The 23587-nt window shown below is 75.3% G+C and carries 31 protein-coding genes; 20 read left to right on the top strand and 11 right to left on the bottom strand.

Translation table 11 applies throughout. The features are described from left to right. Positions 1 to 106 precede the first annotated feature (106 nt). The 5 genes from ACFY00_RS16285 (at position 107) to ACFY00_RS16265 (ending at position 4103) form a co-directional block, all read left to right on the top strand. A complete protein-coding gene (locus ACFY00_RS16285) occupies positions 107 to 1099 on the top strand; it encodes a phosphotransferase (RefSeq protein WP_388031853.1) in 993 nt (330 codons plus the stop codon). 59 nt (positions 1100 to 1158) lie between these two features. Beyond that, positions 1159 to 1461, top strand: coding sequence for a hypothetical protein (locus ACFY00_RS16280; protein ID WP_388031851.1), 303 nt, complete (start codon positions 1159 to 1161; stop codon positions 1459 to 1461). A 171-nt stretch (positions 1462 to 1632) separates the two neighbouring features. Then, positions 1633 to 2034 carry a hypothetical protein gene (locus tag ACFY00_RS16275; protein ID WP_388031848.1) on the top strand — a complete coding sequence of 134 codons (402 nt, stop codon included), beginning with the start codon at positions 1633 to 1635 and terminating at the stop codon, positions 2032 to 2034. Positions 2035 to 2113: 79 nt separating this feature from the next. Then, positions 2114 to 3409, top strand: coding sequence for a DUF6348 family protein (locus tag ACFY00_RS16270; protein ID WP_388031847.1), 1296 nt, complete (start codon positions 2114 to 2116; stop codon positions 3407 to 3409). Positions 3410 to 3494: 85 nt separating this feature from the next. Next, complete coding sequence (locus ACFY00_RS16265; protein ID WP_388031845.1) at positions 3495 to 4103, top strand: hypothetical protein; 609 nt, start codon at positions 3495 to 3497, stop codon at positions 4101 to 4103. 74 nt (positions 4104 to 4177) lie between these two features. Here ACFY00_RS16265 and ACFY00_RS16260 read toward each other — a convergent pair whose 3' ends face one another. Then, entirely contained in the window at positions 4178 to 4513 is a 336-nt protein-coding gene (locus tag ACFY00_RS16260; protein WP_388031842.1) for an EthD domain-containing protein, read from the bottom strand. Between the two features lie 67 nt (positions 4514 to 4580). On the opposite strand from ACFY00_RS16260, the gene ACFY00_RS16255 reads away from it, so the two are divergent. After that, positions 4581 to 4955 (top strand): MerR family transcriptional regulator, encoded by a 375-nt coding sequence (locus tag ACFY00_RS16255; protein ID WP_388031839.1) that lies wholly within the window; start codon positions 4581 to 4583, stop codon positions 4953 to 4955. Positions 4956 to 4975: 20 nt separating this feature from the next. Here the strand turns inward: ACFY00_RS16255 and ACFY00_RS16250 are convergent, their stop codons facing one another. Together ACFY00_RS16250 and ACFY00_RS16245 are read right to left on the bottom strand one after the other, a co-directional pair. Then, positions 4976 to 5905 carry an RNA polymerase sigma-70 factor gene (locus ACFY00_RS16250; protein ID WP_388031837.1) on the bottom strand — a complete coding sequence of 310 codons (930 nt, stop codon included), beginning with the start codon at positions 5903 to 5905 and terminating at the stop codon, positions 4976 to 4978. A gap of 72 nt (positions 5906 to 5977) precedes the next feature. After that, the gene (locus ACFY00_RS16245; protein ID WP_388031834.1) at positions 5978 to 6412 is read right to left on the bottom strand and encodes a MarR family winged helix-turn-helix transcriptional regulator; all 435 of its coding nucleotides are present in this window, start codon (positions 6410 to 6412) and stop codon (positions 5978 to 5980) included. A gap of 168 nt (positions 6413 to 6580) precedes the next feature. On the opposite strand from ACFY00_RS16245, the gene ACFY00_RS16240 reads away from it, so the two are divergent. The 3 genes from ACFY00_RS16240 (at position 6581) to ACFY00_RS16230 (ending at position 9646) form a co-directional block, all read left to right on the top strand. Next, positions 6581 to 7450 (top strand): amidohydrolase family protein, encoded by an 870-nt coding sequence (locus ACFY00_RS16240; protein WP_388031831.1) that lies wholly within the window; start codon positions 6581 to 6583, stop codon positions 7448 to 7450. A gap of 77 nt (positions 7451 to 7527) precedes the next feature. Continuing rightward, positions 7528 to 9015 (top strand): long-chain fatty acid--CoA ligase, encoded by a 1488-nt coding sequence (locus tag ACFY00_RS16235; RefSeq protein ID WP_388031830.1) that lies wholly within the window; start codon positions 7528 to 7530, stop codon positions 9013 to 9015. 202 nt (positions 9016 to 9217) lie between these two features. Beyond that, complete coding sequence (locus ACFY00_RS16230; protein ID WP_388031828.1) at positions 9218 to 9646, top strand: VOC family protein; 429 nt, start codon at positions 9218 to 9220, stop codon at positions 9644 to 9646. Between the two features lie 17 nt (positions 9647 to 9663). Here ACFY00_RS16230 and ACFY00_RS16225 read toward each other — a convergent pair whose 3' ends face one another. Both ACFY00_RS16225 and ACFY00_RS16220 read right to left on the bottom strand, forming a co-directional pair. Beyond that, positions 9664 to 11175, bottom strand: a complete 1512-nt coding sequence (locus tag ACFY00_RS16225) for a hypothetical protein (RefSeq protein ID WP_388031826.1) — start codon at positions 11173 to 11175, stop codon at positions 9664 to 9666. Positions 11176 to 11347: 172 nt separating this feature from the next. Beyond that, positions 11348 to 11908, bottom strand: coding sequence for a TetR family transcriptional regulator (locus ACFY00_RS16220; protein ID WP_388031824.1), 561 nt, complete (start codon positions 11906 to 11908; stop codon positions 11348 to 11350). A gap of 123 nt (positions 11909 to 12031) precedes the next feature. Between ACFY00_RS16220 and ACFY00_RS16215 the strand changes: the two genes are divergently transcribed. The 3 genes from ACFY00_RS16215 to ACFY00_RS16205 all read left to right on the top strand — a co-directional run bounded on the left by ACFY00_RS16215 (position 12032) and on the right by ACFY00_RS16205 (position 14363). Then, on the top strand, positions 12032 to 12943 hold the full coding sequence (locus ACFY00_RS16215; RefSeq protein ID WP_388031822.1) for an SDR family oxidoreductase: 912 nt from the start codon (positions 12032 to 12034) through the stop codon (positions 12941 to 12943). Between the two features lie 265 nt (positions 12944 to 13208). After that, complete coding sequence (locus tag ACFY00_RS16210; RefSeq protein WP_388031820.1) at positions 13209 to 13670, top strand: DUF3237 domain-containing protein; 462 nt, start codon at positions 13209 to 13211, stop codon at positions 13668 to 13670. 63 nt (positions 13671 to 13733) lie between these two features. After that, the gene (locus ACFY00_RS16205) at positions 13734 to 14363 is read left to right on the top strand and encodes a TIGR03086 family metal-binding protein (protein WP_388031817.1); all 630 of its coding nucleotides are present in this window, start codon (positions 13734 to 13736) and stop codon (positions 14361 to 14363) included. 65 nt (positions 14364 to 14428) lie between these two features. Here ACFY00_RS16205 and ACFY00_RS16200 read toward each other — a convergent pair whose 3' ends face one another. Continuing rightward, on the bottom strand, positions 14429 to 14944 hold the full coding sequence (locus ACFY00_RS16200; protein WP_388031815.1) for a hypothetical protein: 516 nt from the start codon (positions 14942 to 14944) through the stop codon (positions 14429 to 14431). Between the two features lie 140 nt (positions 14945 to 15084). Between ACFY00_RS16200 and ACFY00_RS16195 the strand changes: the two genes are divergently transcribed. Beyond that, positions 15085 to 15615, top strand: coding sequence for an STM3941 family protein (locus ACFY00_RS16195; protein ID WP_388031813.1), 531 nt, complete (start codon positions 15085 to 15087; stop codon positions 15613 to 15615). A gap of 16 nt (positions 15616 to 15631) precedes the next feature. Here the strand turns inward: ACFY00_RS16195 and ACFY00_RS16190 are convergent, their stop codons facing one another. Together ACFY00_RS16190 and ACFY00_RS16185 are read right to left on the bottom strand one after the other, a co-directional pair. Next, complete coding sequence (locus ACFY00_RS16190; protein WP_388031811.1) at positions 15632 to 16846, bottom strand: erythromycin esterase family protein; 1215 nt, start codon at positions 16844 to 16846, stop codon at positions 15632 to 15634. A gap of 34 nt (positions 16847 to 16880) precedes the next feature. Beyond that, positions 16881 to 17312: a winged helix-turn-helix transcriptional regulator gene (locus ACFY00_RS16185; protein ID WP_388031808.1), complete on the bottom strand. Its 432-nt coding sequence runs from the start codon at positions 17310 to 17312 to the stop codon at positions 16881 to 16883. A gap of 110 nt (positions 17313 to 17422) precedes the next feature. Here ACFY00_RS16185 and ACFY00_RS16180 point away from each other — a divergent pair, with 110 nt between their 5' ends. Then, a complete protein-coding gene (locus tag ACFY00_RS16180) occupies positions 17423 to 18298 on the top strand; it encodes an NAD(P)H-binding protein (protein ID WP_388031807.1) in 876 nt (291 codons plus the stop codon). A 46-nt stretch (positions 18299 to 18344) separates the two neighbouring features. On the opposite strand, the gene ACFY00_RS16175 is transcribed toward ACFY00_RS16180, so the two are convergent. Further along, positions 18345 to 19211 (bottom strand): helix-turn-helix transcriptional regulator, encoded by an 867-nt coding sequence (locus ACFY00_RS16175; protein WP_388031804.1) that lies wholly within the window; start codon positions 19209 to 19211, stop codon positions 18345 to 18347. Positions 19212 to 19365: 154 nt separating this feature from the next. Between ACFY00_RS16175 and ACFY00_RS16170 the strand changes: the two genes are divergently transcribed. From ACFY00_RS16170 to ACFY00_RS16160, 3 genes are all read left to right on the top strand, one after another. Next, complete coding sequence (locus tag ACFY00_RS16170) at positions 19366 to 20145, top strand: NAD(P)H-dependent oxidoreductase (RefSeq protein ID WP_388031802.1); 780 nt, start codon at positions 19366 to 19368, stop codon at positions 20143 to 20145. A gap of 21 nt (positions 20146 to 20166) precedes the next feature. Continuing rightward, a complete protein-coding gene (locus ACFY00_RS16165; protein WP_388031800.1) occupies positions 20167 to 20577 on the top strand; it encodes an SRPBCC family protein in 411 nt (136 codons plus the stop codon). Between the two features lie 116 nt (positions 20578 to 20693). Then, complete coding sequence (locus tag ACFY00_RS16160) at positions 20694 to 21005, top strand: YkvA family protein (protein ID WP_388031798.1); 312 nt, start codon at positions 20694 to 20696, stop codon at positions 21003 to 21005. A gap of 37 nt (positions 21006 to 21042) precedes the next feature. On the opposite strand, the gene ACFY00_RS16155 is transcribed toward ACFY00_RS16160, so the two are convergent. Then, complete coding sequence (locus ACFY00_RS16155) at positions 21043 to 21627, bottom strand: GNAT family N-acetyltransferase (protein ID WP_388031795.1); 585 nt, start codon at positions 21625 to 21627, stop codon at positions 21043 to 21045. Between the two features lie 117 nt (positions 21628 to 21744). Between ACFY00_RS16155 and ACFY00_RS16150 the strand changes: the two genes are divergently transcribed. The 3 genes from ACFY00_RS16150 (at position 21745) to ACFY00_RS16140 (ending at position 22867) form a co-directional block, all read left to right on the top strand. Further along, on the top strand, positions 21745 to 22011 hold the full coding sequence (locus ACFY00_RS16150) for a hypothetical protein (protein ID WP_388031793.1): 267 nt from the start codon (positions 21745 to 21747) through the stop codon (positions 22009 to 22011). 287 nt (positions 22012 to 22298) lie between these two features. Next, complete coding sequence (locus ACFY00_RS16145) at positions 22299 to 22451, top strand: hypothetical protein (protein WP_388031790.1); 153 nt, start codon at positions 22299 to 22301, stop codon at positions 22449 to 22451. Further along, complete coding sequence (locus tag ACFY00_RS16140; protein ID WP_388031788.1) at positions 22448 to 22867, top strand: VOC family protein; 420 nt, start codon at positions 22448 to 22450, stop codon at positions 22865 to 22867. The genes ACFY00_RS16145 and ACFY00_RS16140 overlap by 4 nt, the downstream gene beginning before the upstream one ends. Before the next feature lie 33 nt (positions 22868 to 22900). Here the strand turns inward: ACFY00_RS16140 and ACFY00_RS16135 are convergent, their stop codons facing one another. Further along, positions 22901 to 23488, bottom strand: coding sequence for a hypothetical protein (locus ACFY00_RS16135; RefSeq protein WP_388031785.1), 588 nt, complete (start codon positions 23486 to 23488; stop codon positions 22901 to 22903). Positions 23489 to 23587 lie beyond the last annotated feature (99 nt).

Here is a 23587-nt window from a genome sequence, read left to right as displayed (position 1 = left end):
GGCGTGGACGGCCTGTACCCACCGACCGCACCGTCCGGAAGGGCCCGCTGTCCGGCGGGGCGGAAAACCGGGTGCGCGGGGGTGGAGCGGGGCGCAGACTCGCGGGGTGGACCTCGATCATGACGCGGTGGCGGCCGCTTTCGGGCTGGGGCGGGCCCTGGGGCCGTGGCGGGTGCTCGACAACGGGGGCGCCCCGACGGACAGCCGGGCGCTGGAGACCTCCCGGGGGCGCTGGGCGGTGCGGACGGGCCGGCTGCTGAGCGACTGGCACCACCAACAGGCCCACCGGGTACGGCGGTTGCAGCGGGCGGCGCTGGCGGCCGGGGTCGCGATGCCGCGCCCCGTCGAACCGCCCGCCCCCGCCGTCGGCTACTGGCACCGCGGCCCGGGCGACACGGTCGTCCGGGTGAGCGCCTGGCTGGACGGTCACGACCTGCGGCAGGGCGGCGTCGACGCCGCGGCGGTCGACTGGACGGGGCGGACCCTGGCCCGGATCGCGCTGCTGGAGGTCGGCGGGGAGGAGCCGCCCCCGCCGCACCCCGTGGCGGAGTGGCGGGAGTGGGTGGCCGAGGCGGAGGCGGGCGGCCTCCCGGTGGCGGGCCCGGCCCGTGCGCTGCTGCCCGCGGTCGCCGAGGCCGTCGCCCTGGTGCGGGAGGCGACGCGCGGCGCCCCCGCGGCCGTCCTGGTGCACGGCGACACCTCGCGGGCCAACGTGCTGCGCATGCCCGACGGGTACGCGTTGATCGACTGGGAGACGGTCGGCCCGGAGGTCCCCTGGTGGGAGGCGGTGAGCGTGGCCCTCCGCTTCGCGACCCCCTTCGACGGCCCCGCCGTCGACCCCGACCCCCGGGTGGTCCGTCCGCTGCTCGCCGCCTACCTGGACGCGGGCGGCCCTCCCGGTCCGGCGGATGCCTCGGCCTTCGCGGGCCTGCTGCGCGGCCAACTGACCACCGCCGCCTGGTGCCTGTGGCTGGCGCTGGGCCACCGCGGGGCGGACGCCCGCCGACGGGCGTTCGGGCTGCGGATCGTCACCGACACGGCGCGGGAGATGCCGCGGGTGCTGCGCTCGCTGGAGGGCTGGGCCGCGCTGCTGCGGTGAACCGGCGCCGGGAGGGGGCCGTTGTCGGCGGGGGCGGCGGGTGTGGGAGCATCCCCGCCATGTCTCTGACGACCTGGAGCCACGACGGCGACCTGTACTGCGCCCTGTTCACCGAGACGGGAGTGGACGGGAGCCGGGTCGGGCACTTCGAACTGAGCGAGGCCCGGACGGTGCCGGGCGGCGGCCCGGGGGTGCCGGACTCGCCCGCACCGGGGCCGACGGCCGTCACGGTGGTGGTCCGGGCCCTGGAACCGGAGGACCAGCCGGTGGTCTTCTTCGGCGACGGCTCCGCCCTGCCGTTCGCGGTGCTGCAGCACTTCGTGGCGACGGTGGCGGCCCGGCTGGAGGGCGCGGGCGCGTAGGCCCTCCCGGCCCGGCGGTCCCGCTCCGGCCGGAGCCATGCCCCCTGCCGGAGGCAGGACATATGATCTCCCCGTCAAGTCGGCCCCGTACGGAGCCGCTTGACGATCCGAGCGCCCGTCCGGGCCGGGCCGGGCCCGGACGGGGAGAAACCCGACGACGGGGGAGTGGGCATGGCGGCAGGACGGGACGACGACCTCGGCGGTCCGGAGATCACCGACGACGAACTGCTCGACGTCGCGGACAATCCGCGGCAGGCGGCCGAACTGCACCGCGCGCTGCGGACGTTGGCGAGCAACGACAAGGTCGGGCCGGAGCTGCAGCAGATGGCCCGGGAGGTGCTCAGCGGGCGGATCGGCATGCGGGAGGCGATCCAGTCCGACCGGTACCTGTCGGCGATCGGCGCGCGCCTGGGCGAGATGCGCGCCGCCGCGGAGAACCTCTCGCCGGAGGAGCGCGCGGCCTCCGAGAAGCGCGCCGTCAAGCTGCGCGAGGACTACGAGGCCGAGCACGGACCGGACCCGTACGCGGACGACGACGACGAGTGGACCGTCCGCCGCGACGACCGCCCCTGACGGGGGCTCCGGCCGCCCGGCCCGTCCGAGGGGTGGAAAACCACTGGTGCGGCCGGGGCCGCTGAGTAGGCTGCGCCGCATGTTCCGGACACGACGCAGCAAGCGGGCCCCCGCTCCGCCCGACGGCCGCCTGCCCGCAGCCGAGTTCCTCGCCCTGGTGCGCGAGGCGCTGGAGGAGGTCGCGCCCGGGTTCACCGAGGGCGTCGTGATCAAGGACGACCTGATGGTGAGCCCCCAGGGCTGGGCGGTCATCCTGCTGCCGCCGCAGCACAGCACGGGCCGCCACTACGACCTGATCGCCACCCCGGACCCCCGGCTGCCCGGCAAGGAGTGGACGTTCTCCGACTGCGTGACGGCGTTCTCCGCGGACGAGCGGGACACCGCCGCCTCCTGGGCGCAGACCACCGGCGCCTGCCTGGTCGAACTCGTCGACGGGCGCGGCCGCTTCGCGGAGCGGGTGGCCCCCGGGGACGCGGGCGGAGTGCCCGGCTGGGGCCTGATCGTCTCCGGCGCGATCGGCTTCGGCCGCGACGCCACGGAGAACCGCAAGCTGCAGGGCGCCCTGCTCCTCGCCGACGTGCTCCCCCGGACCGCCCACACCTTCACCGCGGACCTGACCTCCCCGCACGTCAACGGGATCAAGGTCTTCTACGGCGGCGCCCCCGGCGCCGTGCAGGCCGAGGTGCGGGTCAACGGCGAACGCCACGAGGCCGCGTCGGCGGCCCTGGCCGCGCTCGGCCTGCCCGAACCGGCCGCGCTCGCGGTGGCCCGCTACTACGCCCTGATGCTGCCGCTGCCGGAGAACGCCGAACTCTTCGCGGGCCGGGACGCGGGCCGGGACGCGGACCACCACGACGGGTGCGGCTGCGGTGACGCCTGCGGCTGCGGAGGGAGGATCGACCCCGAGCACCCCGGCTTCCTGCAGCCGCTGCCCGACCCGGTCCTGCGGCTCCCGGAGGCCGAGCGGGCCGACCGGACCAGGGTGGACACCGGGGCGGTCATGGCCGTGAAGGGGGTGGGCAACTTCCTGAAGGTGCGGCTGCCGGTCCGGTTGGAGGACGGCCGCACGGTCAACCACCTGCTCTGGGCCCGACTGGACGCCGCGACCATCGAGGAGGTGGTGCAGCGGGCCCGCGCGGGCACCCTGACCGGCCACCGCTTCGCGGGCACCCTGGCGAACGGCGTCCGGCCGTGGGGCGGGGAGCTGCTCGACGCACCGGTGGTGCTGGAGGGCCGGGCACCGGCCGGGGAGGGGACCGTCGGCATGTGCGAGGTCGTGGAGTCCGAGCGCCCGGTGCTGGCCGAGGTGCTCGCCGGGCGCTGGCCCGCCGAGCAGGTGCTGGGCGAGCGCGACCCCCGGCTGCGGACGGGCTGAACCACCCCCCGGGTGTTCGGCGTCCGCAACCGAGCACTAGGGTCCGCACCGACGATCCACCCTGCACGAACACATGAGGGAGAGCATGAACGCCCGTCTGACGGTCCACCTGGTCGTGTCGCTGGTCCTGGCCCTGGTGCTGGTGTTCACCGGCGCCGCGATCGGCGGACCCGCCCTGGCGCTGCTGGGCCTGGTCCTCTGGTACGTGCTGGAGAGCCTGGTCAAGGCGCTGCTGCCGCCCGCCTTCCTGCCCGGCGTCGAGGACGCGCAGGCCACCTCGGCCGTGTACCGGGGCTGGGCGGCCAAGCTGGTCGCGGGCACCGCCCCGGCCCGGACCCGGACGCCCGCGGGCGACGCCGCCCGCCTCGCCGCCGGGGTACCGCTGTGCATGCTCTCCTTCGGGGTGCACGACGGCAGCCAGACCATGGGCCACCTGCTGCTGCGGCGCACCCCCGACGGCGGTACGGCGCTCGCCTGGCGCGGCCGCGGCAAGAACGCCGGAACCCGGCCGATCGACCCGCCGGTCCCGACCTTCCGCCCGGGCCGGGAGCAGCTGAACCCCACCCAGGCCCGCCTTGGCTACACCTCGTCCGTGCAGTTCGGCGGAGACACCTACTGGCTGCGCGGCCACGACGCCGAACTGCTCCAGCTGCTCCTCGCCCCGAAGACCTCCGGGGCGCCGGTCACCGCCTGACCCACCGCCCCCCGCGGCGCAACGCCCCGCCCCGGCCCGACCGTGACGGGGCGTTGCCGCGGCGTGGCGGCCCGTCAGATGACCTCCTTCTCCTCGGTGACCATCACGGCCACCGAGTCCAGGTCGATGAAGCGCGCCTCGTCGGGGTTGACCAGCGTCCGGTAGTTCTCGGAGGCGAAGAAGGCGTCGTGGTCCGCCCAGTTCTCGAACCAGATCTCCGTCAGGCCGTCGTAGGCCCGGGGCGGGTGGTTCGCGGCGGGGACCGGGTGGGACACGGTGTACTTGCGCACGTAGCGTTGCGCCTCCGGGACGGAGGCGAACAGCGGCGCGTGCCGGTCCCGGTGGTACTCGACGAAACGCTCGTACGACATTCCCCCGGCGCGGTTGATCATGAAGATGAGCTTCAGCACGGCACTACCCTAAGAGCTCACACCGGTGTCAGGGGCAAGTGCGTCAGCAGCAGGTGAGGAGCGCGGCATGCGGATCGGTGAACTGTCCGCCCGGACCGGAGCCAGCCGCCGGTCGCTGCGCTACTACGAGGAACAGGGCCTGCTCGTCAGCTCCCGCTCGCCCAGCGGACAGCGCCACTACGAGGAGGAGCACGTCCGGCGGGTGCGTCTCGTGCGCGCGTTCCTGGCGGCGGGGGTGCCCAGCGCCACCATCGCCGAGATGGTGCCCTGCATGTCCGAGCCGACCGAGGACAGGGCGCGGCGGGCACTGGACCTCATGGGCCGCGAGCGGGTCCGGCTGTCCGAGGCCATCGACGCTCTCGCCACCGCCAGGAACGCGTTGGACCACCTCATCGAGGACAACCGCGCGTACCTGGAGCGGTCGGCGCCCGGCGGTCCGTGAGCCGGGCGCCGACCGCGCAGCTACTCCGCGGAACCGGCCGCCGGGTGCAGCAGGCCGCGCAGCTTGTCCGGGTTGACCTGGAAGCGCAGGTTGCGGATCAGCCCGTCCGCCAGGTCGAAGGTGAGCGCGCCGATCGGGTGGCCGTCCACCGTGAACAGCACGCCCTCCTCGCCGTTGATGGAGGCCGAGCGCCAGGCGGTGCCCCGCACCGAGGGCTTGGCGAGCACGCCGACCATCCAGCGGGCCACCGGGTCGGCGCCGTGCAGCGGGCGGCGGGCCGCGGTGACCTTGCCGCCGCCGTCCGACCAGGCCGTGACGTCGGGGGCGAGCAGTTCCAGCATCGCGTTCAGGTCGCCGCCGTCGCAGGCCGCCAGGAACCGGCCGGTGACCTCGCGGCGTTGTTCGGGGTCGGTGTCGAAGCGGGGCCGTCGGGCCCGGACGTGTTCCCGCGCCCGGTGCGCGGTCTGCCGGACGGTCGCCTCGCTGCGGTCCAGGAACCCGGCGATCTCCGCGTGGCTGAACCCGAACGCCTCGCGCAGCACGAACACCGCCCGCTCCACCGGCCCGAGGCTCTCCAGCACCACCAGCAGCGCCGTCGACACCGAGTCCGCCAGCACCGCCCCCTCCGCCGCGTCCGCCTCGGTCAGCACCGGCTCCGGCAGCCACGGCCCCACGTACGACTCCCGGACGGCCCGCGCCGACGTCAGCCTGGTCAGCGACAGGTTGGTGACCGTCCGCACCAGGTACGCCCGCGGGTTCTCCACCTGCTCGGCCCGCCCGGCCGCCGACCACTTGATCCAGGTGTCCTGCAGCACGTCCTCGGCGTCGGCGACACTGCCCAGCAACCGGTAGGCGGTGCCGAACAGCACCCCGCGGTGCGCGGTGAACACGTCCAGCGGATCGGCGGCCGACGCGGTGGCGGCCGACGGGGCGGCGGAAGAATCGATCATGCCGGTCAGCATGCCAGGCCGCCGACCGGCGGGGGCGGTCGACGGCGGATCAGGACGGTTCCGGGTCGGGGTTCAGAGCGCGGAGATGCGCTGGAGCAGGTCGTTGAGGGTGGCGCGTTCGGCGGGGGAGAGAGGGGCGAGAAGGTCCTCGGTGACGCGGCGGCTGTCGTGGTCGGCGGTGTGGAGGAGGGCGTGTCCGGCGGGGGTGAGGACGACGAGGCGGCTGCGGCGGTCGGCGGGGTCGGGGCGGCGTTCGGCGAGGCCGAGCTGCTGGAGGTCGTCGAGGAGGGAGACGATCGCGCTGGGGTCGTAGCCGAGGCGGTCGGCGAGTTCGCGTTGGCGGGCGCCGTCGACGGTGGCGAGGTAGCGCAGGATCGCGTGGTGGCGCAGGCGGAGGCCGTGCTGTTCGAGGGCGGCGTTGAACGCGCTGCCGGAGCGCTGGCCGAGGCGGTAGAGCAGGTAGCCGGTGTCGGCGTGCAGGCCGTGCATCCAGGGGGCGTCGTTCATGGGGCCATCATGCCAGAGCGAAGATGTTCGGAACAATCATTGACATCAGCAATGGTTGTTCCTAGCTTCAATGGCCATGAGCAACGAAACCCTCCTGACCCCCGGTCAGCACCCGGACCTGACCGGCACGGTCGGCACCCCCGTCCCGGTCGTCCCCGGCGCCGCCGAGTGAACCCCGCCGAGCTGACCGCGATCGACGTCCACACCCACGCCGAGGTCTCCGCGCACGGCCACGCCTCGCTCGACGAGGAGCTGAACGCGGCCTCCAGCGGCTACTTCAAGGCCGACGGGGCGCACCGCAAGCCGACCGTGGCCGAGCTGGCCGCGCACTACCGCGAGCGCCGGATGGCCGCCGTGGTGTTCACCGTCGACGCCGAGCACGCCACCGGCCGCCCACCGGTGCCCAACGAGGAGGTCGCCGAGGCCGCGGCCGCCAACGCCGACGTGCTGATCCCGTTCGCCTCGATCGACCCGTTCCGCGGCCGGGCCGGAGTGCGGCAGGCCCGCCGCCTGGTGGAGGAGTTCGGCGTCAAGGGCTTCAAGTTCCACCCCAGCATCCAGGGCTTCTTCCCGAACGACCGGATGGCCTACCCCCTGTACGAGCTGCTCGAGGAGACCGGCACCGTCGCACTCTTCCACACCGGCCAGACCGGCATCGGCGCGGGCGTCCCCGGCGGGGGCGGCATCCGGCTCAAGTACTCCAACCCGATGCACGTGGACGACGTCGCCGCCGACTTCCCGCACCTGAAGGTGGTCCTGGCCCACCCGTCCTTCCCCTGGCAGGACGAGGCGCTGGCCGTCGCCACCCACAAGCCCGGCGTGCACATCGACCTCTCCGGCTGGTCGCCCAAGTACTTCCCGCCGCAGCTGGTCCAGTACGCCAACACCCTGCTGCAGGACAAGGTGCTGTTCGGCTCCGACTTCCCCGTGCTCACCCCCGACCGCTGGCTCGCCGACTTCGCGAAGCTGCCGATCAAGGACGAGGTCCGGCCGAAGATCCTCAAGGACAACGCCGTCCGCCTGCTCGGCCTGGCCTGAACCGGCCCCGCGCCCCGCGTCCCGCGTCCCGAGTCCCGAGTCCCGAGTCCCGAGTCCCGAAAGGCTGTCACACCCTCATGCGCAACCAGGGAATCGGCTCCTGGCCCGCCCGCCGCGCCAGGAAGACCCCGCACCGCACCGCCCTCGTCCACACCGGACACCGCCACAGCTACGCCGATCTGCACGAGCGCAGCACCCGGCTGGCCCACGCCCTGCGCACCGCCGGGGTCCGCCGCGGCGACCGGGTCGCCTACCTGGGCCCCAACCACCCGGCCTTCCTGGAGACGCTGTTCGCGACCGGCCTGCTCGGCGCGCTCTTCGTCCCGCTCAACACCCGCCTCGCCCGGCCCGAGATCGCCTTCCAGCTCGACGACAGCGGGGCCCGGGTGCTGATCCACGCACCCGGCTGCGCCCCGCTGGTGCCGCCCGGCGCGGTGCCGGTGGCGGTGGAGACCGGGGAGCCGTACGAGTCCTGGCTGGCCGGGGCCGGGAGCGCGCCGCTCGACGAGCCGGTCGGCCTCGACGACACCTGCCTGATCATGTACACCTCGGGCACCACCGGCCGTCCCAGGGGCGCCCTGCTCACCCACGGCAACCTCACCTGGAACGCCTACAACGTCCTGGTCGACACCGACCTGCTCGCCGACGACAGCGCCCTGGTCGCCGCCCCGCTGTTCCACACCGGCGGCCTGAACATGCTCACCCTGCCCGTCCTGCTCAAGGGCGGCACCTGCCACCTGGTCGAGTCCTTCGACCCGGCCGCGACCCTGGAACTGATCGCCCGGGAGCGCATCACCTACATGTTCGGCGTGCCGACCATGTTCGACCTGATGGCCCGCCAGAGCGGCTGGGACGGCGCCGACCTGAGCAGCCTGCGCATCCTCAACTGCGGCGGCGCCCCCGTCCCGCGCCCGCTGATCGACACCTACCTGCGCCGCGGCCTGTCCTTCCAGCAGGGCTACGGCATGACCGAGGCCGGGCCTGGCGTGCTCTTCCTGGACGCCGGGCACACCGTCGCCAAGGCGGGCAGCGCGGGCGTCCCGCACTTCTTCACCGACGTGCGGCTGACCACCCCGGACGGGCGGGAGGCCGGGGTCGGCGAGGTCGGCGAGGTGCTGGTCAGCGGGCCCAACGTCGGCCCCGGGTACTGGGGCCTGCCCGAGGCCACCGCCCGGTCCTTCCACGGCGACTGGTTCCGCAGCGGCGACGCCGCCCGGGCCGACGCCGACGGCTACCTCACCATCGCCGACCGGATCAAGGACATGTACATCTCCGGCGGCGAGAACGTCTACCCCGCCGAGGTCGAGGAGGCCCTGCTCGCCCTGCCCGGCGTCGCCGAGTGCGCCGTCCACGGCGTCCCCGACGCCAAGTGGGGCGAGGTCGGCCGCGCCGTGGTCGTCCCCGAACCCGGCGCCGCGCCCGACCCGGCGGAACTGCTCGCCGCCCTGGCCGGGCTCCTCGCCAAGTACAAGCTCCCCAAGACCCTGGTGCTCGCGGACGCCCTGCCGCGCACCGCCACCGGAAAGATCCTCAAGCACAAGCTCCGCGCCCTGCACGGCAGCTGACCCCACCTCCCCTCTTCGAAAGGCACCTTCCCCACGGCACTCGTCGTCAGTGGGGATCCGCACCGACCCCGAGCCCGCCGCCGTCCTGCGGAGCGTCTCGCGCTGCCACGTCCGACGGGGCGTCGGGGTGGGTGCGTCGGGGTGCCGACGGCCGGCCGATATTCGGACGACACCCGGCTGACGTGCTGTTAGGGTGCCCGCCATGGCAGTGCTCAGACAGTTCCAGGTCACCTTCGACTGCGCCGACCCGGCCCGGGTCGCCCGCTTCTGGTGCGAGGTGCTCGGCTACGAGTCCAATCCCCCCAAGGGCTTCGACAGTTGGGAGGCGTACCAGGCCTCCTGCCCGCCCGAGGAGCGCGGCTCCTGGTCGGCCTGCACCGACCCCACCGGCGTCGGTCCCCGGCTGTACTTCCAGCGCGTCCCCGAGGGCAAGGCGGTCAAGAACCGCGTCCACCTCGACGTCCGGGTCGGCACCGGCCTGCGCGGCGAGGAGCGGCTGGCCGCGCTCGAGGCCGAGTGCGCCCGCCTGCTCCCGCTCGGCGCCGTCCGGGTCCAGCTGCTGTACGACGGCGGCGACGACTCGTGCATCGTCATGCAGGACGTCGAGGGCAACGAGTTCTGCCTCGACTGACGCCCGCTCACGCCCGCTCACTCCCGCGCCGCCGCCGCCAGGTCGATCATCCGGAGGGCCACCGCCGCCGGGATCGCCGGGTTGGCGGCGGCGGCTTGGGCCTGCCCCCGGTCGCGGAGCAGGCCGATCAGCACCGGCACCGGCAGCGCCGGGTTGCGGGTCAGCGCCCGGCGCAGCCCGTCGGTCTCGAAGCCCGCGCTGACGTCCGACCCGGCGGTCTCCAGCAGACGCCGCAGGGCGGCCGCGGGCAGCCGCGGATCGGCGGCGGCGGGCGCGTGCACCAGCCGGTCCGGGTCGTCGGCCAGCCGCTCGACCAGCTCGGGGGTGCAGTCGGCGGCGTGCAGGGCGAGGCGGCGCACGGTCGGTTCGGGGTCGTCGGCCCAGGCGGCCCGCAGCCGGTCGGAGGGGAAGTTCGGGTGGCGCAGCACCTCTTCGTGGTGGTGCCAGGTCCGGGCGGCCTCCAGCAGCAGCTCGGGGGGTGCCGCCTCGTTGTGGGCGGTGATCGCGGTGCGCACACCGCTGTCGGGGTCGCGGGCCAGCAGTGCCAGGATGTCGGGCGGTAGGGTGCGGGCCCGGGCGACGGAGCGCCGGACGGGGACGCTCGCGGAGGTGGCCAGGCGGCGCATCGCCGCGGGGTCGTCGTGCAGGTCCTCGACCCACTTCAGGTGCCAGAACTTCCGGTCGGGCGGCAGGCCCTGCGCGGCCCGGTCCCGCACGGCGTCGGGCACGTCCTCGCGGACGATCTCGGCGCGGACGTCCTCCTCCGGGTCCGCGGCCAGCGCGGCGAGCAGTTCCGGGTCCAGCTGGGCCCGGGCCGCGTAGCGGCGCAGCCCCGGGTCGGGGTGGACGGCCAGGTGCCGCAGGAGTTCCTCCTCGGCGCCCCGTTCGGCGAGTTCGTCGAGCCGGTCCTCCGCGTCCAGCGCCGCGAACTCGGCCGAGGACAGCGGGGGTTCGTCCTCCGCCATCTCCCGCGCGGCCTCCCGGACCTGCGGATCGGGGTCGGCGAGCAGCGCCGCCCGGCCCGCCTCGCCCGCCTCGTGCCAGGCGTGGAGGCAGACCTCCCGGCGCACCTGCGGGTCCGGGTCGGCGGCCAGCGCCACCGCCACCTCCCCGGGCCGGCCCCGGAACCACAGCGTCCGCAGCCGCACCCGCGGGTCCGGGTCGGCCGCCCGCCGGGCGAACCACTCCGCAGTGGGCCGCGGTGCGTGCTGGCCGGTGTGGTGGGCCATGAAGGTGCGCTGCCAGTCGAGGGACGGTTCGTCCCGGATCAGCCGCTCCCACTGCGCGAGGCTCATCCCCCGCTGGTTCTCCACCCAGTAGCGGCGCACCCGCCAGTCGGGGCAGGCGACGGCGGCCTCGACCACCTCCGGCGGGTGTCTCCCGTCCATCGCCATGTACGGCATCAGGGGCGCCAGCCGCACCCGGACGTCCAGGGCGGGGTGCCTGGACAGCCCGGACAGCCACGCCCAGCGCATTCCGGTGACGTCGACCCCCTCGAACAGCCCGTTCCACTCCCCGAATTCAGGCATGCCGCGCCCCTTCCTCCCCGACTGCGGACGGTGACACCCTACTCGCCCGCCGGGTGGGCGGTGCGCCGTTCGGGGAATCAAGTAGGCGCAGGTGAAAGGCGGTTGGACGCGGACGTCCGTCCCGTGCCGGTCGGACGGGTCGGCTGCGGAGAGTGACGGCGAGGAGAGGGGGTCAGCCTTCGAGGAGGCTGCGCAGGTCGTCGAAGGCCCGGCGGAGGTGCACGTCCAGGCGGGAGGCGGGGGCGTCGATCCAGGACTGGACCGCCCGGTGGAAGGCGGCCCACCCGGCCGTGGCGGCCAGTGCGGCCGGTCGGTCGGCGACGCCGCGCTGCCGCAGGGCCTCCGCCAGGGCGTCGCCGAGCGCCGCGGCCTTGGCCAGGTCGCGTTCGCGCAGCGCCGGGGTCGTCGCGATGACCCGCAGGCGCGGCTCGGCGAACGGGCGGTTGCGCTCCAGGACCGGTTCGGCCGTCCGGAAGGCGCGCAGCAGCACGTCGAGCGGGGACAGGCCGTCGGGCGCCTCGGCCACCGCCCGGACCAGCGCGGCGCGCAGGTCGGCCTCGCCGTCGAAGAGCACCTCGCGCTTGTCCGGGAAGTGTCGGAAGAAGGTGCGCTCGTTGACGCCCGCCCGGGCGGCGATCTCGGCCGTCGTCGTCCGGTCGAACCCGTGTTCCTGGTACAGCTCCAAGGCCGCCTGCTGGAGGCGGCGGCGAGCTTCTGCTCCGCTCCGTGGCACGCCCCGAGGGTAGCGCACGCGCCAGTCACTGGCGCTTCTTGACGTCAGTCACTGACGCTACCTAGGCTCGGCGACGGCGCCACGTAGCGCCAGTCACTGACGTAAAAAATGGGGAGCGCTCAGATGCACGTCTTCGTCACCGGCGGATCCGGCCAGACCGGGCCCGCGGTCGTCGCCGAACTCGTCGCGGCCGGCCACACCGTCACCGCCCTGGCCCGCTCGGACGCGGCCGCCGCCCGGCTGGCGTCGCTCGGCGCCGCGCCGCACCGCGGCTCGCTGGACGACCTCGACCGCCTGCGCAGCGGCGCCGAAGCCGCCGACGCCGTCCTGCACATGGCCTTCGGCGGCGACTTCTCCGACCTCGACGACATGAGGCGGCGCGACCGCACCGCGATCCAGGCGCTCGGCCGACCGCTGGAGGGGACGGGGAAGCCGTTCGTCAGCACCTCGGGCACCCTGGTCCTGCCCGCGGGCCGGGAGGCCACCGAGGAGGACGAGCCCGACGCGTCCGGTCTCGCCGCGTTCCGGATCGCGGGCGAGCGGGCCTGCCTGGACTTCGCCGCCCGGGGCGTGCGCGCGAGCGTGGTCCGCCTCGCCCCGACCGTCCACGGCCCCGCGGACCACGGCTTCGTCCCGATGCTCGTCGCCACCGCCCGGAAGACCGGCGTCTCGGCCTACGTCGGGGACGGCGGCAACCGGTGGCCCGCGGTGCACCGGCTCGACGCGGCGGTCCTGTTCCGGCTGGCCCTGGAGCAGGCGCCCGCAGGCAGCGTGCTGCACGGGGTCGCCGAGAGCGGCGTCACCTTCCGGAGCATCGCCGAGACCATCGCCCGGGGCCTCGGCCTGCCCACCGCCTCGCTCACCCCCGCCGAAGCCGCCACCCACTTCGCGAGCCCGTTCATGGCCACCGCCTACGCCTTCGACGGCCCCGTCTCCAGCGCCCGCACCCGGGGCCTGCTCGGCTGGTCGCCCACCGGCCCGACCCTGCTGGAGGACCTGGAGCACGGCGACTACCTGACCGCGCCGACTGCCTGACCGCACCGGCTCCCCGGCCGCCGGGGCGGGGCGGGGCGGAACTCCCGGGCGGGCGGACCCGCGCGCGGTTGGTGACCGGCGCGGCGGCCGGCCACGCGGCTCTCCTCGGAGGGGCCGAGCAGGGGCAGCCGGGTGCGAGGGACGTGCCCACCGCCCCGCGCCAACCCGTACACTCGCGCCCTGGTCGATCCCGCCCCCGCCCCCGCTCCGGCCGGCAGTCCGCCCGGCAGTCCGCTCCGCAGCCCGAACGAAAGGCCGTGACCCCGTGACCCCCGCCCTCGACTTCGTCTTCGAGATCCGCGCCCACCTCGCCCCCGCCCGGCACGTCGGCCACGGCGACGGCGAGGCCCTGGCGTTCACCCCGATCACCGGCGGCACCGTCACCGGCCCGCGCCTCACCGGCACCGTGCTGCCCGGCGGCGGCGACTGGGGCAGCACCCGCGGCGCCGTCTGCCAGCTCGACGCCCGCTACCTGCTGCAGGCCGAGGACGGCGCCGTCATCGACGTCGTCAACCGCGGCTACTACCGGCCCGGCCCCGACTGCCCCGCCCAGTACGAGGAGGACGGCCTGCGGGTCAGCGAGGCGGGCGTCTACTTCCGCACCGCGCCCGTCTTCCGCACCGACGCCCCCGCCCACCGCTGGCTGGCCGAGACGGTCTTCGTCGGCCTGGCCCGCCCCGAGGACGAGGGGCGGACGGTGGTGATCCGGATGTACGCGCTGCGCTGACGCCGCCGCGACCCGGGAAATAATTCGTACGACCGTGCTGAAATCTCGGGTACGCTCGGCGCCATGACGGACACTCAGGACGTGGACATCCGGGCGCTCGACGCGCGCGCACTGCGGGCCGCCCGCTCCTACGTCGACCGGGTCGACGCCGCCGCGCTCGACCGGCCGACCCCCTGCGGGGCGTGGACGCTCGGGCAGTTGCTCGCGCACATGACCGGGCAGAACCACGGCTTCGCGGCCGCCGCCCGCGGCGGCGGCCGCGACCGCGCCGAGTGGGCGGACCGCCCCGTCGGGGCCGACCCGGCGGGGGTGTTCGCCGCCTCGGTGGCCGAGGTCGCCGCGGCCTTCGCCGAGGAGGGCGTGCCGGAGCGCGCGTTCTGGCTGCCCGAGATCCGCGACGGCGGCCCGTTCCCGGCCCGGCAGGCGATCGCCTTCCACTTCCTGGACTACCTCGTCCACGGCTGGGACGTCGCCGTCTCGATCGGCCTGCGCCCCGCCTTCGACGCCGACCTGGTGGCCGCCGTCCTCCCGGTCGCCGCCCTCGTCCCCGCCGGGCCCGCCCGCGAGGCCCCCGGCGCGGCCTTCGGCCCCGTCCTGGCGGACGCGGCCGGCGCGGACGGGTCCGACCCGTTCGACCGGGTGCTCAGGCTGCTCGGCCGCGACCCGAACTGGGCGCCGCCCCAGGCCGGTTGACCGGACGGCCCCGCCCGGGCGGCCGCTCGCCGGGGCCGAGGAGGCAAGGCCGTGAGCGGGTCGAATCAGTCGTGCAGCAGGTCGAGCTGTTCGGTCGCCCGCCGCCAGCCGAGGGCGTCCGCCGCAGTACGAGCACGCAGTTCGGCCACCACGGAGCCGCGCCCACGGGCACCGGCGGCCCTGACGCGTTCGAGGTCCTCCCGTTGCCGCCGCAGCTCGGCGCCCGGGCCGGGAAGACGGGGGTCGCCCTGCCGCTGCCGCGCAGCGAGCGCGGCGGTCTGCAGACAGCGGAGGGCGCCGTCCCAGCAGTCACCGGTGCAGGCGGCAACGGCCTCCGAGACCGCCCCCAGCGCGTCGAGGTGCGCCAGCACGGCGCCCTCGGGCACCGCCTCCTCCAGGAAGTCGTCCAGGTCGACGGCGTCGCCCTCACCGGTCGGCGCCCCGTACGAGCGGAACAGTTCGGCCAGCGACAGATCCAGGTACGCGCTGGACCAGTCGGCCGACCGGGCGGCCAGCTCCCGGGCCCCGGCCAGGGGCGTCCCCTCCTCGTCGGCGGCGTCGGCCCAGCACTTCCGGAGCAACTCCTAGCGCGGGCCAGGACGCCCGTCCCCGCCCGCCGGACGGTCCGCCGGAACCCCTCGGACGGGTCCGCTGCGGGAGGTGGATCAAGGTCCGGCCAAGGGGCTGACGGTGGGGGAGGGGCGGCGCTACGGTGGCGGCCGTGATCGAAGACGGCGGCCGGACCGCCCCCACGGTGTACCACTCCTCCCGGCGCAAGGCCTGGCTGCTCCTGGCCATGGCGGTGGCCTTCGTGGCGGCGGGGGTGGCGTTCCTGGTCGCGCACAGCACGGTGGAGATGACCGTCGCCGGGGCGGTGGCCGTGCCCTTCTTCGGCACCGGCGTGGTCCTCCTGATGTGTCGCCTCGGCAGCGGGCGGCCCGAGCTGGTCATCGACGCGGGCGGCCTGGAACACTTCCGCCTCGGCCGCTTCGAGTGGGCCGAGATCGCCGCCGTCCGGCTGCGGGTGCAGCAGGTGCGCCGCACCACCTCGCAGCGCTTCCTCGAACTCGTCCTGCACGACCCCGACACCTACCTGGCCCGCGCCCCGCGCCTGGTCCGCGCCACCGCGGGCATGAGCCTCAGGCTCGGCTTCGGGCCCGCGAACATCCCGGTCAACACCCTCCCGGTCACGCCCGAGGCCGTGCTCGCCGCGATGAAGCAGCACCACCCGGAGCTCGTCGTCGCCCCCTGACGCGCCCGGTCGGGCGTCACGGCAGCCAGTGCACCGCGCTGGCCCGGCGGAGGTGGACCAGGACGTCGAAGGCGGCGGCCAGCGAGGCCACGGCCAGGTGCTCGGCGGCGTCGCCCTCGGGGGTGTAGACGCCGCTGACGACGCGGACCTTCGCCGGCCCGTCCCACCGGCGGCGGACGTCCTGCTCGCGCAGGTCCAGCCAGCGGGCGGCCGGGGCCCCCTCGCCGAGCCGCGCGTCGACCAGGTCCGCGGCCGGGGGCGGGACGGTGACCACCCCGAGGTCGCCGTGGTGGAAGCCGATCGCCGCCGAGACGTACCCCGCGCCGTAGCGCTCGCGCAGCACGCTGCCCGTGGTGGCCTGCGTGCCCGCTCCGGACGCCAGGCCCAGCCCCGCCCCGGCCGCCGAGGTGTGCCCGAGGCCGTCCCAGTAGACGACGCGCAGGCCGGTCCGCCGCCGGAAGTCCACGACCGCCCCGGCCCACGGCTCCGCCTCGCCCGCGTAGCTGCCGCGCCCGGCGACGCTGTGCTCGTGGAACTCCACGATCAGCCGCATCCGCTCGGCCGCGCCGCCGGGCCGGTCCGCGCCGGGCAGCGGCTCGACCAGCGCCAGCGCGTCCCGGGCGTGCTCGGCGAACGGGCGTCCCGGGTGGACGCCCCGCGCGCGCTGCACGTGCTCCGCCGTCTCGTGGGCGGTGCGGACGGGATCCAGGTGGGCCGCGACCCGGGCGAGCAGCTCCGGGGCGGTCGCGCGCACGAACGCCAGCACGGCCTCGTAGTCGGCGGGCCGCGCCCGGGCCGGTCGCACGCCGAAGATCCGCACCGGATCGTCCGGGTGGTCCCGGTTGAACGCCCGCACCCACTCCAGTGCCGCCGCCATCTCGGCGGTGCGCCACGGCCTCCAGGCGCCGGCCAGCGCGTACGCGGCCGAACCCGGGCCGCCGTTCGCGTACGCGTCGAGGGCGGCGGCGGCCACCGGGTCGTCCTGGAGGGCCAGCGCGCGGAAGCCGTGCTCCCGCACCAGTCGGCGGAACAGCTGGTCCCGGACGGCGAAGGTCTCCCGGGAGAAGCGGGTGGACTCCCCGACGCCCACCACCTCCGCCCCGGCGGCCAGCCGGGCGGCGATCTCGTCGAGCGCGGCGCCCGGGAGCGGGAGGTCGTCGGCGGGGTGACGGTGACTCAGGTCGCCGTCCGGACCGGTGGCTTGACCGGCGGCTGCGGTGGTGTTCGGCATGCCGCCCAGTCTCGTTCTTCAAGCCGACTTGAAGTCAAGCGCGAGTCCCCGCCTTTGCCGCCGCGCCCGCTGCCGCGGCCTTCGCCCCGGCGTGGGCCGCCCGGGCCGCCAGCACCTCGGGGACGCGCGACTCGGCCCAGCGGGCCAGCGCCCAGACCTGCCGGGCGGCCTCCTCGCCGAGCGGGGTCAGCGTGTAGTCGACCCGCGGCGGGATGACGGCGTGCGCCTCGCGGTGCACCAGGCCGTCCTGCTCCAGGGTCTGCAGGGTCTGGGCGAGCATCTTCTCGCTCACCCCGCCCACCGCGCGGCGCAGCTCGCTGAACCGGTGGGTGCCGTCCAGCAGGACGGCCAGCACCAGCACGGCCCAGCGGCTGGTGACGTGTTCGAGGATGCCGCGGGAGGCGCAGTCCGCCGAGTTGACGTCCGGCTCCAGTCCGCCGGTCAGTTCCTTCACCCTGGGGTTCATGGAAGTAGCTTACCCGAAAGTTGGTACTTCCGAATCGTTAGTGACTTTCCTACGGTGGGTGCGACAGCCCGTCGCACCCACCGTCGCACCACCCCAGGAGTTGCATCCCCATGAGCATCGTCGTCACCGGCGCCACCGGACAGCTCGGCCGCCTCGTCATCGGCGAACTGCTGGCCCGCGTCCCGGCCGCCGAGGTCGCCGCCGCCGTCCGCGACGAGCGGAAGGCCGCCGACCTGGCCGCCCGCGGCGTCGAACTGCGCCTCGCCGACTACGACCGGCCCGAGACGCTGGCCGCGGCGGTCCGGCCCGGCGACACCGTGCTGCTGGTCTCCGGCAGCGAGGTCGGCCGCCGGGTCGCCCAGCACGCCGCCGTGGTCACGGCCGCGAAGGCCGCCGGGGCCGCCCGCCTGGTCTACACCGGGGTGCTCGGCGGTCCGGACGCCGACTTCCGGCTCGCCGAGGAGCACAAGGCCACCGAGCGGCTGATCCTCGACTCCGGCCTGCCGCACACCTTCCTGCGCAACGGCTGGTACACCGAGAACTACACCGCCCTGATCCCGGTCCAGTTGGAGCACGGCGTGGTCGGCAGCACCGCGGGCGGCCGGATCGGCTCGGCCGCCCGCGCCGACTACGCCGCCGCGGCCGCCGTCGTGCTGACCGGCGAGGGCCACGAGAACCGCGCCTACGAACTCAGCGGCGACCGGGCCTGGACGCTGGAGGAGTACGCCGCCGAACTCTCCCGGCAGAGCGGCCGGGAGGTCGCCCACCACGAACTGCCCGCCGAGGCCCACCTCGCCGTGCTCACCGGCGCGGGCCTGCCGCCGCAGCTCGCCGAGATCCTGGTGGACGTCGACGTCTCCGGCATCGCCCGCGGCCTGCTGGCGGGCGGCAGCGGCGACCTGGCCCGGCTGATCGGCCGCCCGACCACGCCGCTGGCCGACACCGTCGCGCGGGCGCTCGCCGCCACCACCGCGACGGCGGGCTGAGCCGGGCGGCGGGCGCCCGGGCTACTCGGCGGCCCGGGCGCCCGCGCTACTCGGCGGCCCGGACGCCCCGACCGGCGGTCCCCTCCGCGTCCGGCACGGCGGCGTCCGCCGCGCCCAGGCCCGCGAGCAGGCGCAGCCCGTCCGCGGAGGGGGTGCCGGGGGCCGCGGTGAGCACCAGCAGTTCGGCGCCCGACCCGTCCGGCAGCGCGAAGTTCTCCTGGTGCAGTTCGAGCAGCCCCACCAGCGGGTGGCGGTACGCCTTGCTCCCGTGCGTGCGGGCGCGCACCTCCGCGCGGGCCCACAGGCGGCGGAAGCGCTCGCTGCCCATCGCCAACTCGCCGATCAGCGAGGTCAGTCGGGGGTCGTCGGGGTACTTCCCGGCGGCCAGCCGCAGGTGGCCGACCACGTCGAGGGTGCAGGTCTCCCAGCCCGCGTAGAGGCCGTCCTCGCCCTCCTCCAGGAAGAGGTGGCGGGCGATGTTCAGGCCCGCGACGTCCGGGCGGCCGTAGAGCAGCCCGGCGAGGCGGTTCCCGGCCAGCACGTCCAGCCGGTGGCCCATGATCAGCGCGGGCGCGTCGGCGACCAGGTCCAGCATGCGCAGCAGCTCCGGGCGGACCCGTCCGTTCGGGGTCCTCGTCCGCAGCCGGGGCTGCCGGGCCAGCCGGTGCAGGTGCTCCCGCTCGGTCCGGTCCAGGCCCAGCACCCGGGCCAGCGCGTCCAGCACCTGCTCGGAGGGCTGGGTGGCGCGCCCCTGCTCCAGGCGCACGTAGTAGTCGACGCTCACCCCCGACAGGTGCGCGACCTCCTCGCGTCGCAGCCCCGCCACCCGGCGGCGCCCGTCGACGGGGATCCCGGCCGTCGCCGGGTCGACCCGGGCGCGCCGGGTCCGCAGGAAGCCCGCGAGATCGTCCATGCGGACCAGTATCCCCTGGTGGCGCGCCGCGGACAGTGGTCCTGCGAGTACCAGGAAGTCCGGTCCTACGGAACCGCGGCCCCTGAACGCCGGGCCCCGCGGCGGCCAGGATCGGAGGTGCCGCAGAGGCGGCCCGACCGGAGGAGAGACCCCGATGAAGACCCTGATCGTCCACGCCCACCCCGAGCCGAAGTCGCTCAACGGCTCGCTCACCGACCACGCGGTCTCCGTGCTGCGGGCCGCCGGCCACGAGGTGCGGGTCAGCGACCTGTACGCGAAGGGCTGGAAGGCCACCGCCGACGCCGCGGACTACGGCCCGCACGCCTCCAGCCCGCTGAACGTCGTCCGCGACTCCGGCCGCGCCTTCACCGCCGGGGAACTCACCGCGGACGTCCGCGCCGAGCAGGAGAAGCTGCTGTGGGCCGACACCGTCATCCTGCAGTTCCCGCTGTGGTGGTACACCATGCCCGCGATCCTCAAGGGCTGGGTCGACCGGGTCTTCACCTACAACTTCGCGTACGGCGTCGGCGAGCACAGCGACACCAAGTACGGCGAGCGCTTCGGCGAGGGCACCCTCGCCGGACGGCGCGCCCTGCTGTCGGTCACCGTCGGCGGCCCCGCCTCGCACTACGCGGAGCGCGGCATCAACGGGCCCATCGACGACCTGCTGTTCCCCATCCAGCACGGCATCCTCTACTACCCCGGCCTGGAGGTGCTGCCGCCCTTCGTCGTCCACGGCGCCGACCGGCTCACCCCCGAGGAGTACCCGGCCGTCGCCGCGGCCTGGGAACAGCGCCTGCTCACCCTGGGGACCACCGAGCCGATCCCGTTCCGCCGCCAGAACTTCGGCGACTACGAGATCCCCTCGCTGCACCTCAAGGCCGGCCTCGAACCGGCCGGACGCACCGGCTTCGCCCTGCACACCCGCCCCTGACCGGCCGGATAGCATCGAGGGATGACCGAGTTCCGCATCGTGCAGGCCACCGCGCTCCCCGCCGAGGAGGCCTGGCGGCGCGTCACCGACTGGTCCCGGCACGGCGCGGCCGTCCCGTTCACCACCGTCCGCTCCGACGGGCGGACGGTGGTGGCCCGCACCGGGGCGGGCCGCCTCGGCTTCGACGACACCATGGACCTGACCCGCTGGGAACCCCCGCAAGGCGGCCGCACCGGCACCTGCCACCTCGCCAAACGCGGCCCCGTGGTCACCGGTTGGGCCCGGATCGAGGTCCGCCCCCACCACGGCGGCGCACTCGTCCGCTGGAGCGAGGACCTGCGGATCGCCGCCCTGCCCGCCCTCCTCGACCGCCCCACCGCCTGGTGCGGCCGCCTGCTCTTCCGCCGCGCCCTGCGCGCGCTGCTGCGCTGAGCCGTCGGCCGTCGTCCGTCGATCGTCCGTCACCTCCCTCCGGGCAGGGGAACTCCGGCCGAAGCGGGGCATACGTGTTCCGACGGAACCGGTAGGAACGCCGAAGGGGTGGACGCATGGGTGAGGGGACGAGTGCGGTGCTGTGGGTCGCCGCCGCGGTGTTCCTGGTCGCGACGGTGGCGGCTGCGATCGTGCTGGTGGTCAAACTGATGCGCACCAGACGGCTGTTGGCCGACGCGGGCATCCCGAGGTCGAAGAAGGTGCTGTTCTGGGCGGCGATCGCCTACCTGGTCTGGCCGGTGGACCTGCTGCCCGACCCGGTCCTGATCGACGACCTCGGCGTCCTGCTGCTGGCGCTGCGCTCGCTCAACAAGGCCGTCCCCGAGGGGATCGCCCGGCGGGCGGCCCGCCGCGACCGCCGAGCGTGACCGCCGCCGTCGGCTGACCGCGGCCGGTCCGCCGCGCTCAGGCGTCCGCCCGGACGCGGGCGTGCAGGTGCATGTCGTGCCAGCCGTCGGCGTGCAGCAGGGCGCTGCGGCGGGTGCCCTCCAGGAGGTAGCCGGTCTTCCCGGCGACCCGGCAGGAGGCGGGGTTCGCCGTGGAGTGACCGAGTTCGATGCGGTGGAAGCCGACGTCGTGCAGCGCCCAGTCGCTGACCCGCCGCACCGCCCGCGGGCAGACGCCGCGGCCGCGGGCCGCGGGGGCGGTCCAGTAGGCGATCTCGGCCTGCCCGCCGTACAGCACCAGGGACTGCAGGGAGACCCGGCCGAGCAGCCCGCCCCCGTCCGGGTCGGCGACCGCCCAGTGGGCGGCCCGCTCGTCCGCCCAGTCGCGCCGCCAGCGGGCGATCCACTCGCCGGTCTCCGCCGCCGAGTCGGCCCCGCGCAGGTGCCAGCGCCGGATCGCCGGGTCGCGGAAGACCTCGGCGACGGCGTCCGCGTCGGAGTCGAGCCAGGGCCGCAGCACCAGGCCGCCGTCGACCGGAAGGACCGGCTGGGCACGGCGGTTGAGACTGCCGGGCGGCAGGACGGGGGGAACGAGGGGAGGCATGCCCGCATCCTGGCAGGCCCGCCGCAGGGCGGGGGAGCCGGGGCGGGCCCGGGGCGGTGGGGGACGGATCGCGCCCGGCCGGGTACCGTCGGAGCAGACACGTGGGAGGGTGGAGGGATGACCGCGACGGCAGAGACCGGGACGCTGCGCGTGCCGCGCAGCATCAACGGCATCGAGCAGGCGCTCACGTACGAGGAGCGGGCCCGGTTCTACGGCGAACTCGGGCCGGTGGAGGACCCCGTGGAGCGCGAGGCGGTGATCGGGACGTGGTGGCTGCGGGCGATGTCCGCGGCGTACGGCAGCGACCGGGCGGGCTTCCGGGCCGCGGTGGCGCCGGTGCTGGTCGCGGGGCGCTCCGAGCGGGCCGGGGCCGCCGCCGCGTGAGCGGTCGGAGCGGGACCGCCCGCTGGAGCAGCCGACCGCCGGTGCCGCCCGCGCGGACGCGGACCGGCCGACGGCAGCCGTCCCCGCGCCGATCCGGCCCGGAGCACGCGTTCCGGCCGACGGGGCGGACACCCGGCCGTACGGCCCCGGAGGCCCGCCGCACGGACCCGGCCGATCCGCCGCGCGACTGCCGCCGCCCTGGCACGAGCGGCCCCGGACTCGTCGTCGGCCGTGGCACGACGGGTCCGTGGAAGACCCTGCGGGAGGCGTTCCCCGCCGTCCCGGCGGTGGTGGCCGAACCGGTCGGGTCCGCCCAGGACCGCTGGCGCGCGATCACCGGCGCCCACCTCCTCGCCCCGTCCCGCTCCGGCGCCGGGTTCGACAGCGGCGTCCGGGCCGAACGCGAGGAGGCCGAACGCGAGGAGGCGGTGACCGGATGAACCGGCCGACGCACGGGGCACTGCACCACGTCGAGATCTGGGTCCCCGACCTCGATCGCGCCCTCGCCTCGCTCGGCTGGCTGCTCCGGACGCTGGGTTACACCGTCTCGCAGAGCTGGGAGACCGGCCGCAGCTGGCGGCTCGGGCCGACCTACCTCGTCCTCGAGCGGTCCCCGGCCCTCACCGCCGACCGGCACGACCGCCGCCGACCCGGGCTGAACCACCTGGCCTTCCACGTCGAGGACGCCGCCACCGTCGAGGAACTGGTCACCGAGGCGGCCCGGCACGGCTGGAGCCTGATGTTCCCCGCGACCCACCCGCACGCCGGTGGCGAGCACCACTACGCGGCCTATCTGGAGGACGCCGACGGCTTCGAGGTGGAACTCGTCGCGATCACCCCGCCCGGGCAGCCGTGAGCCCGACCGATCGACGCGGGGTCCACGCCCCGGTCATTCCGGCATGAGGCCGTCGGTGGCGCGCACGGCCTGCTGGAGGAGATCCAGGGCGCGGGGCGTCTGTTCCCGGCCGATCACAGCGATGTCGACGACGTACTGGCCGTAGCGGAGTTCGCCGTACCAGTCCTCGCGCCCCTCCTCCGTGAAGGTCTTGTCCCGGATGAGGCAGGTGTAGGACTGGTCGTCCGCCTCGGAACTGCCGGTCAGCCGGATCGACTGGTAGGTCCACGGCTTGTCGCTCTCCGACGGGCGGCGCCGGTGGGTGCAGAGCCAGGCCCAGGTCGGGGAGGCGAACCGTCTGACGCGCTGGGAGAAGCCGTGGCGCAGGAAGTCGTTGCCGTGGGGCACGAAGTTCCGGGAGTCCTGTTCGACGAGCCCCCGTTCAGGCAGGTCCATGCCCTTCGGGTAGCTCTCCCAGGGCCCCGGTCCGGGCGGGGACTGCGGCAGGAGCTGCGTGAGCGCGGGCTCCCCCCGCCCCTGCCCGGCCAGCGGGACGTTCCACAGCAGCACCGCGGCCAGCACCGGCCCGATGGTGCCCGCCGCCAGGACCCGGCCGAACCGTGTCGTAGGTATCCAACGCATCGTCACGAACGGGACGGACGCGCGGAGCACGCACGCAGTTGCACCCGCGGCACTCGGCCGGCGTCCCGGCCCGTCCCGCGGTCTTGAGCGGTGTCTGTC

The sequence above is a fragment of the Kitasatospora sp. NPDC001540 genome (assembly GCF_042894345.1).
GTDB classification, from domain to species: Bacteria; Actinomycetota; Actinomycetes; order Streptomycetales; family Streptomycetaceae; genus Kitasatospora; species Kitasatospora phosalacinea_C.
Note: the sequence above shows the minus strand (reverse complement) of the source record. Positions and strands in the feature narration are given on the sequence as shown.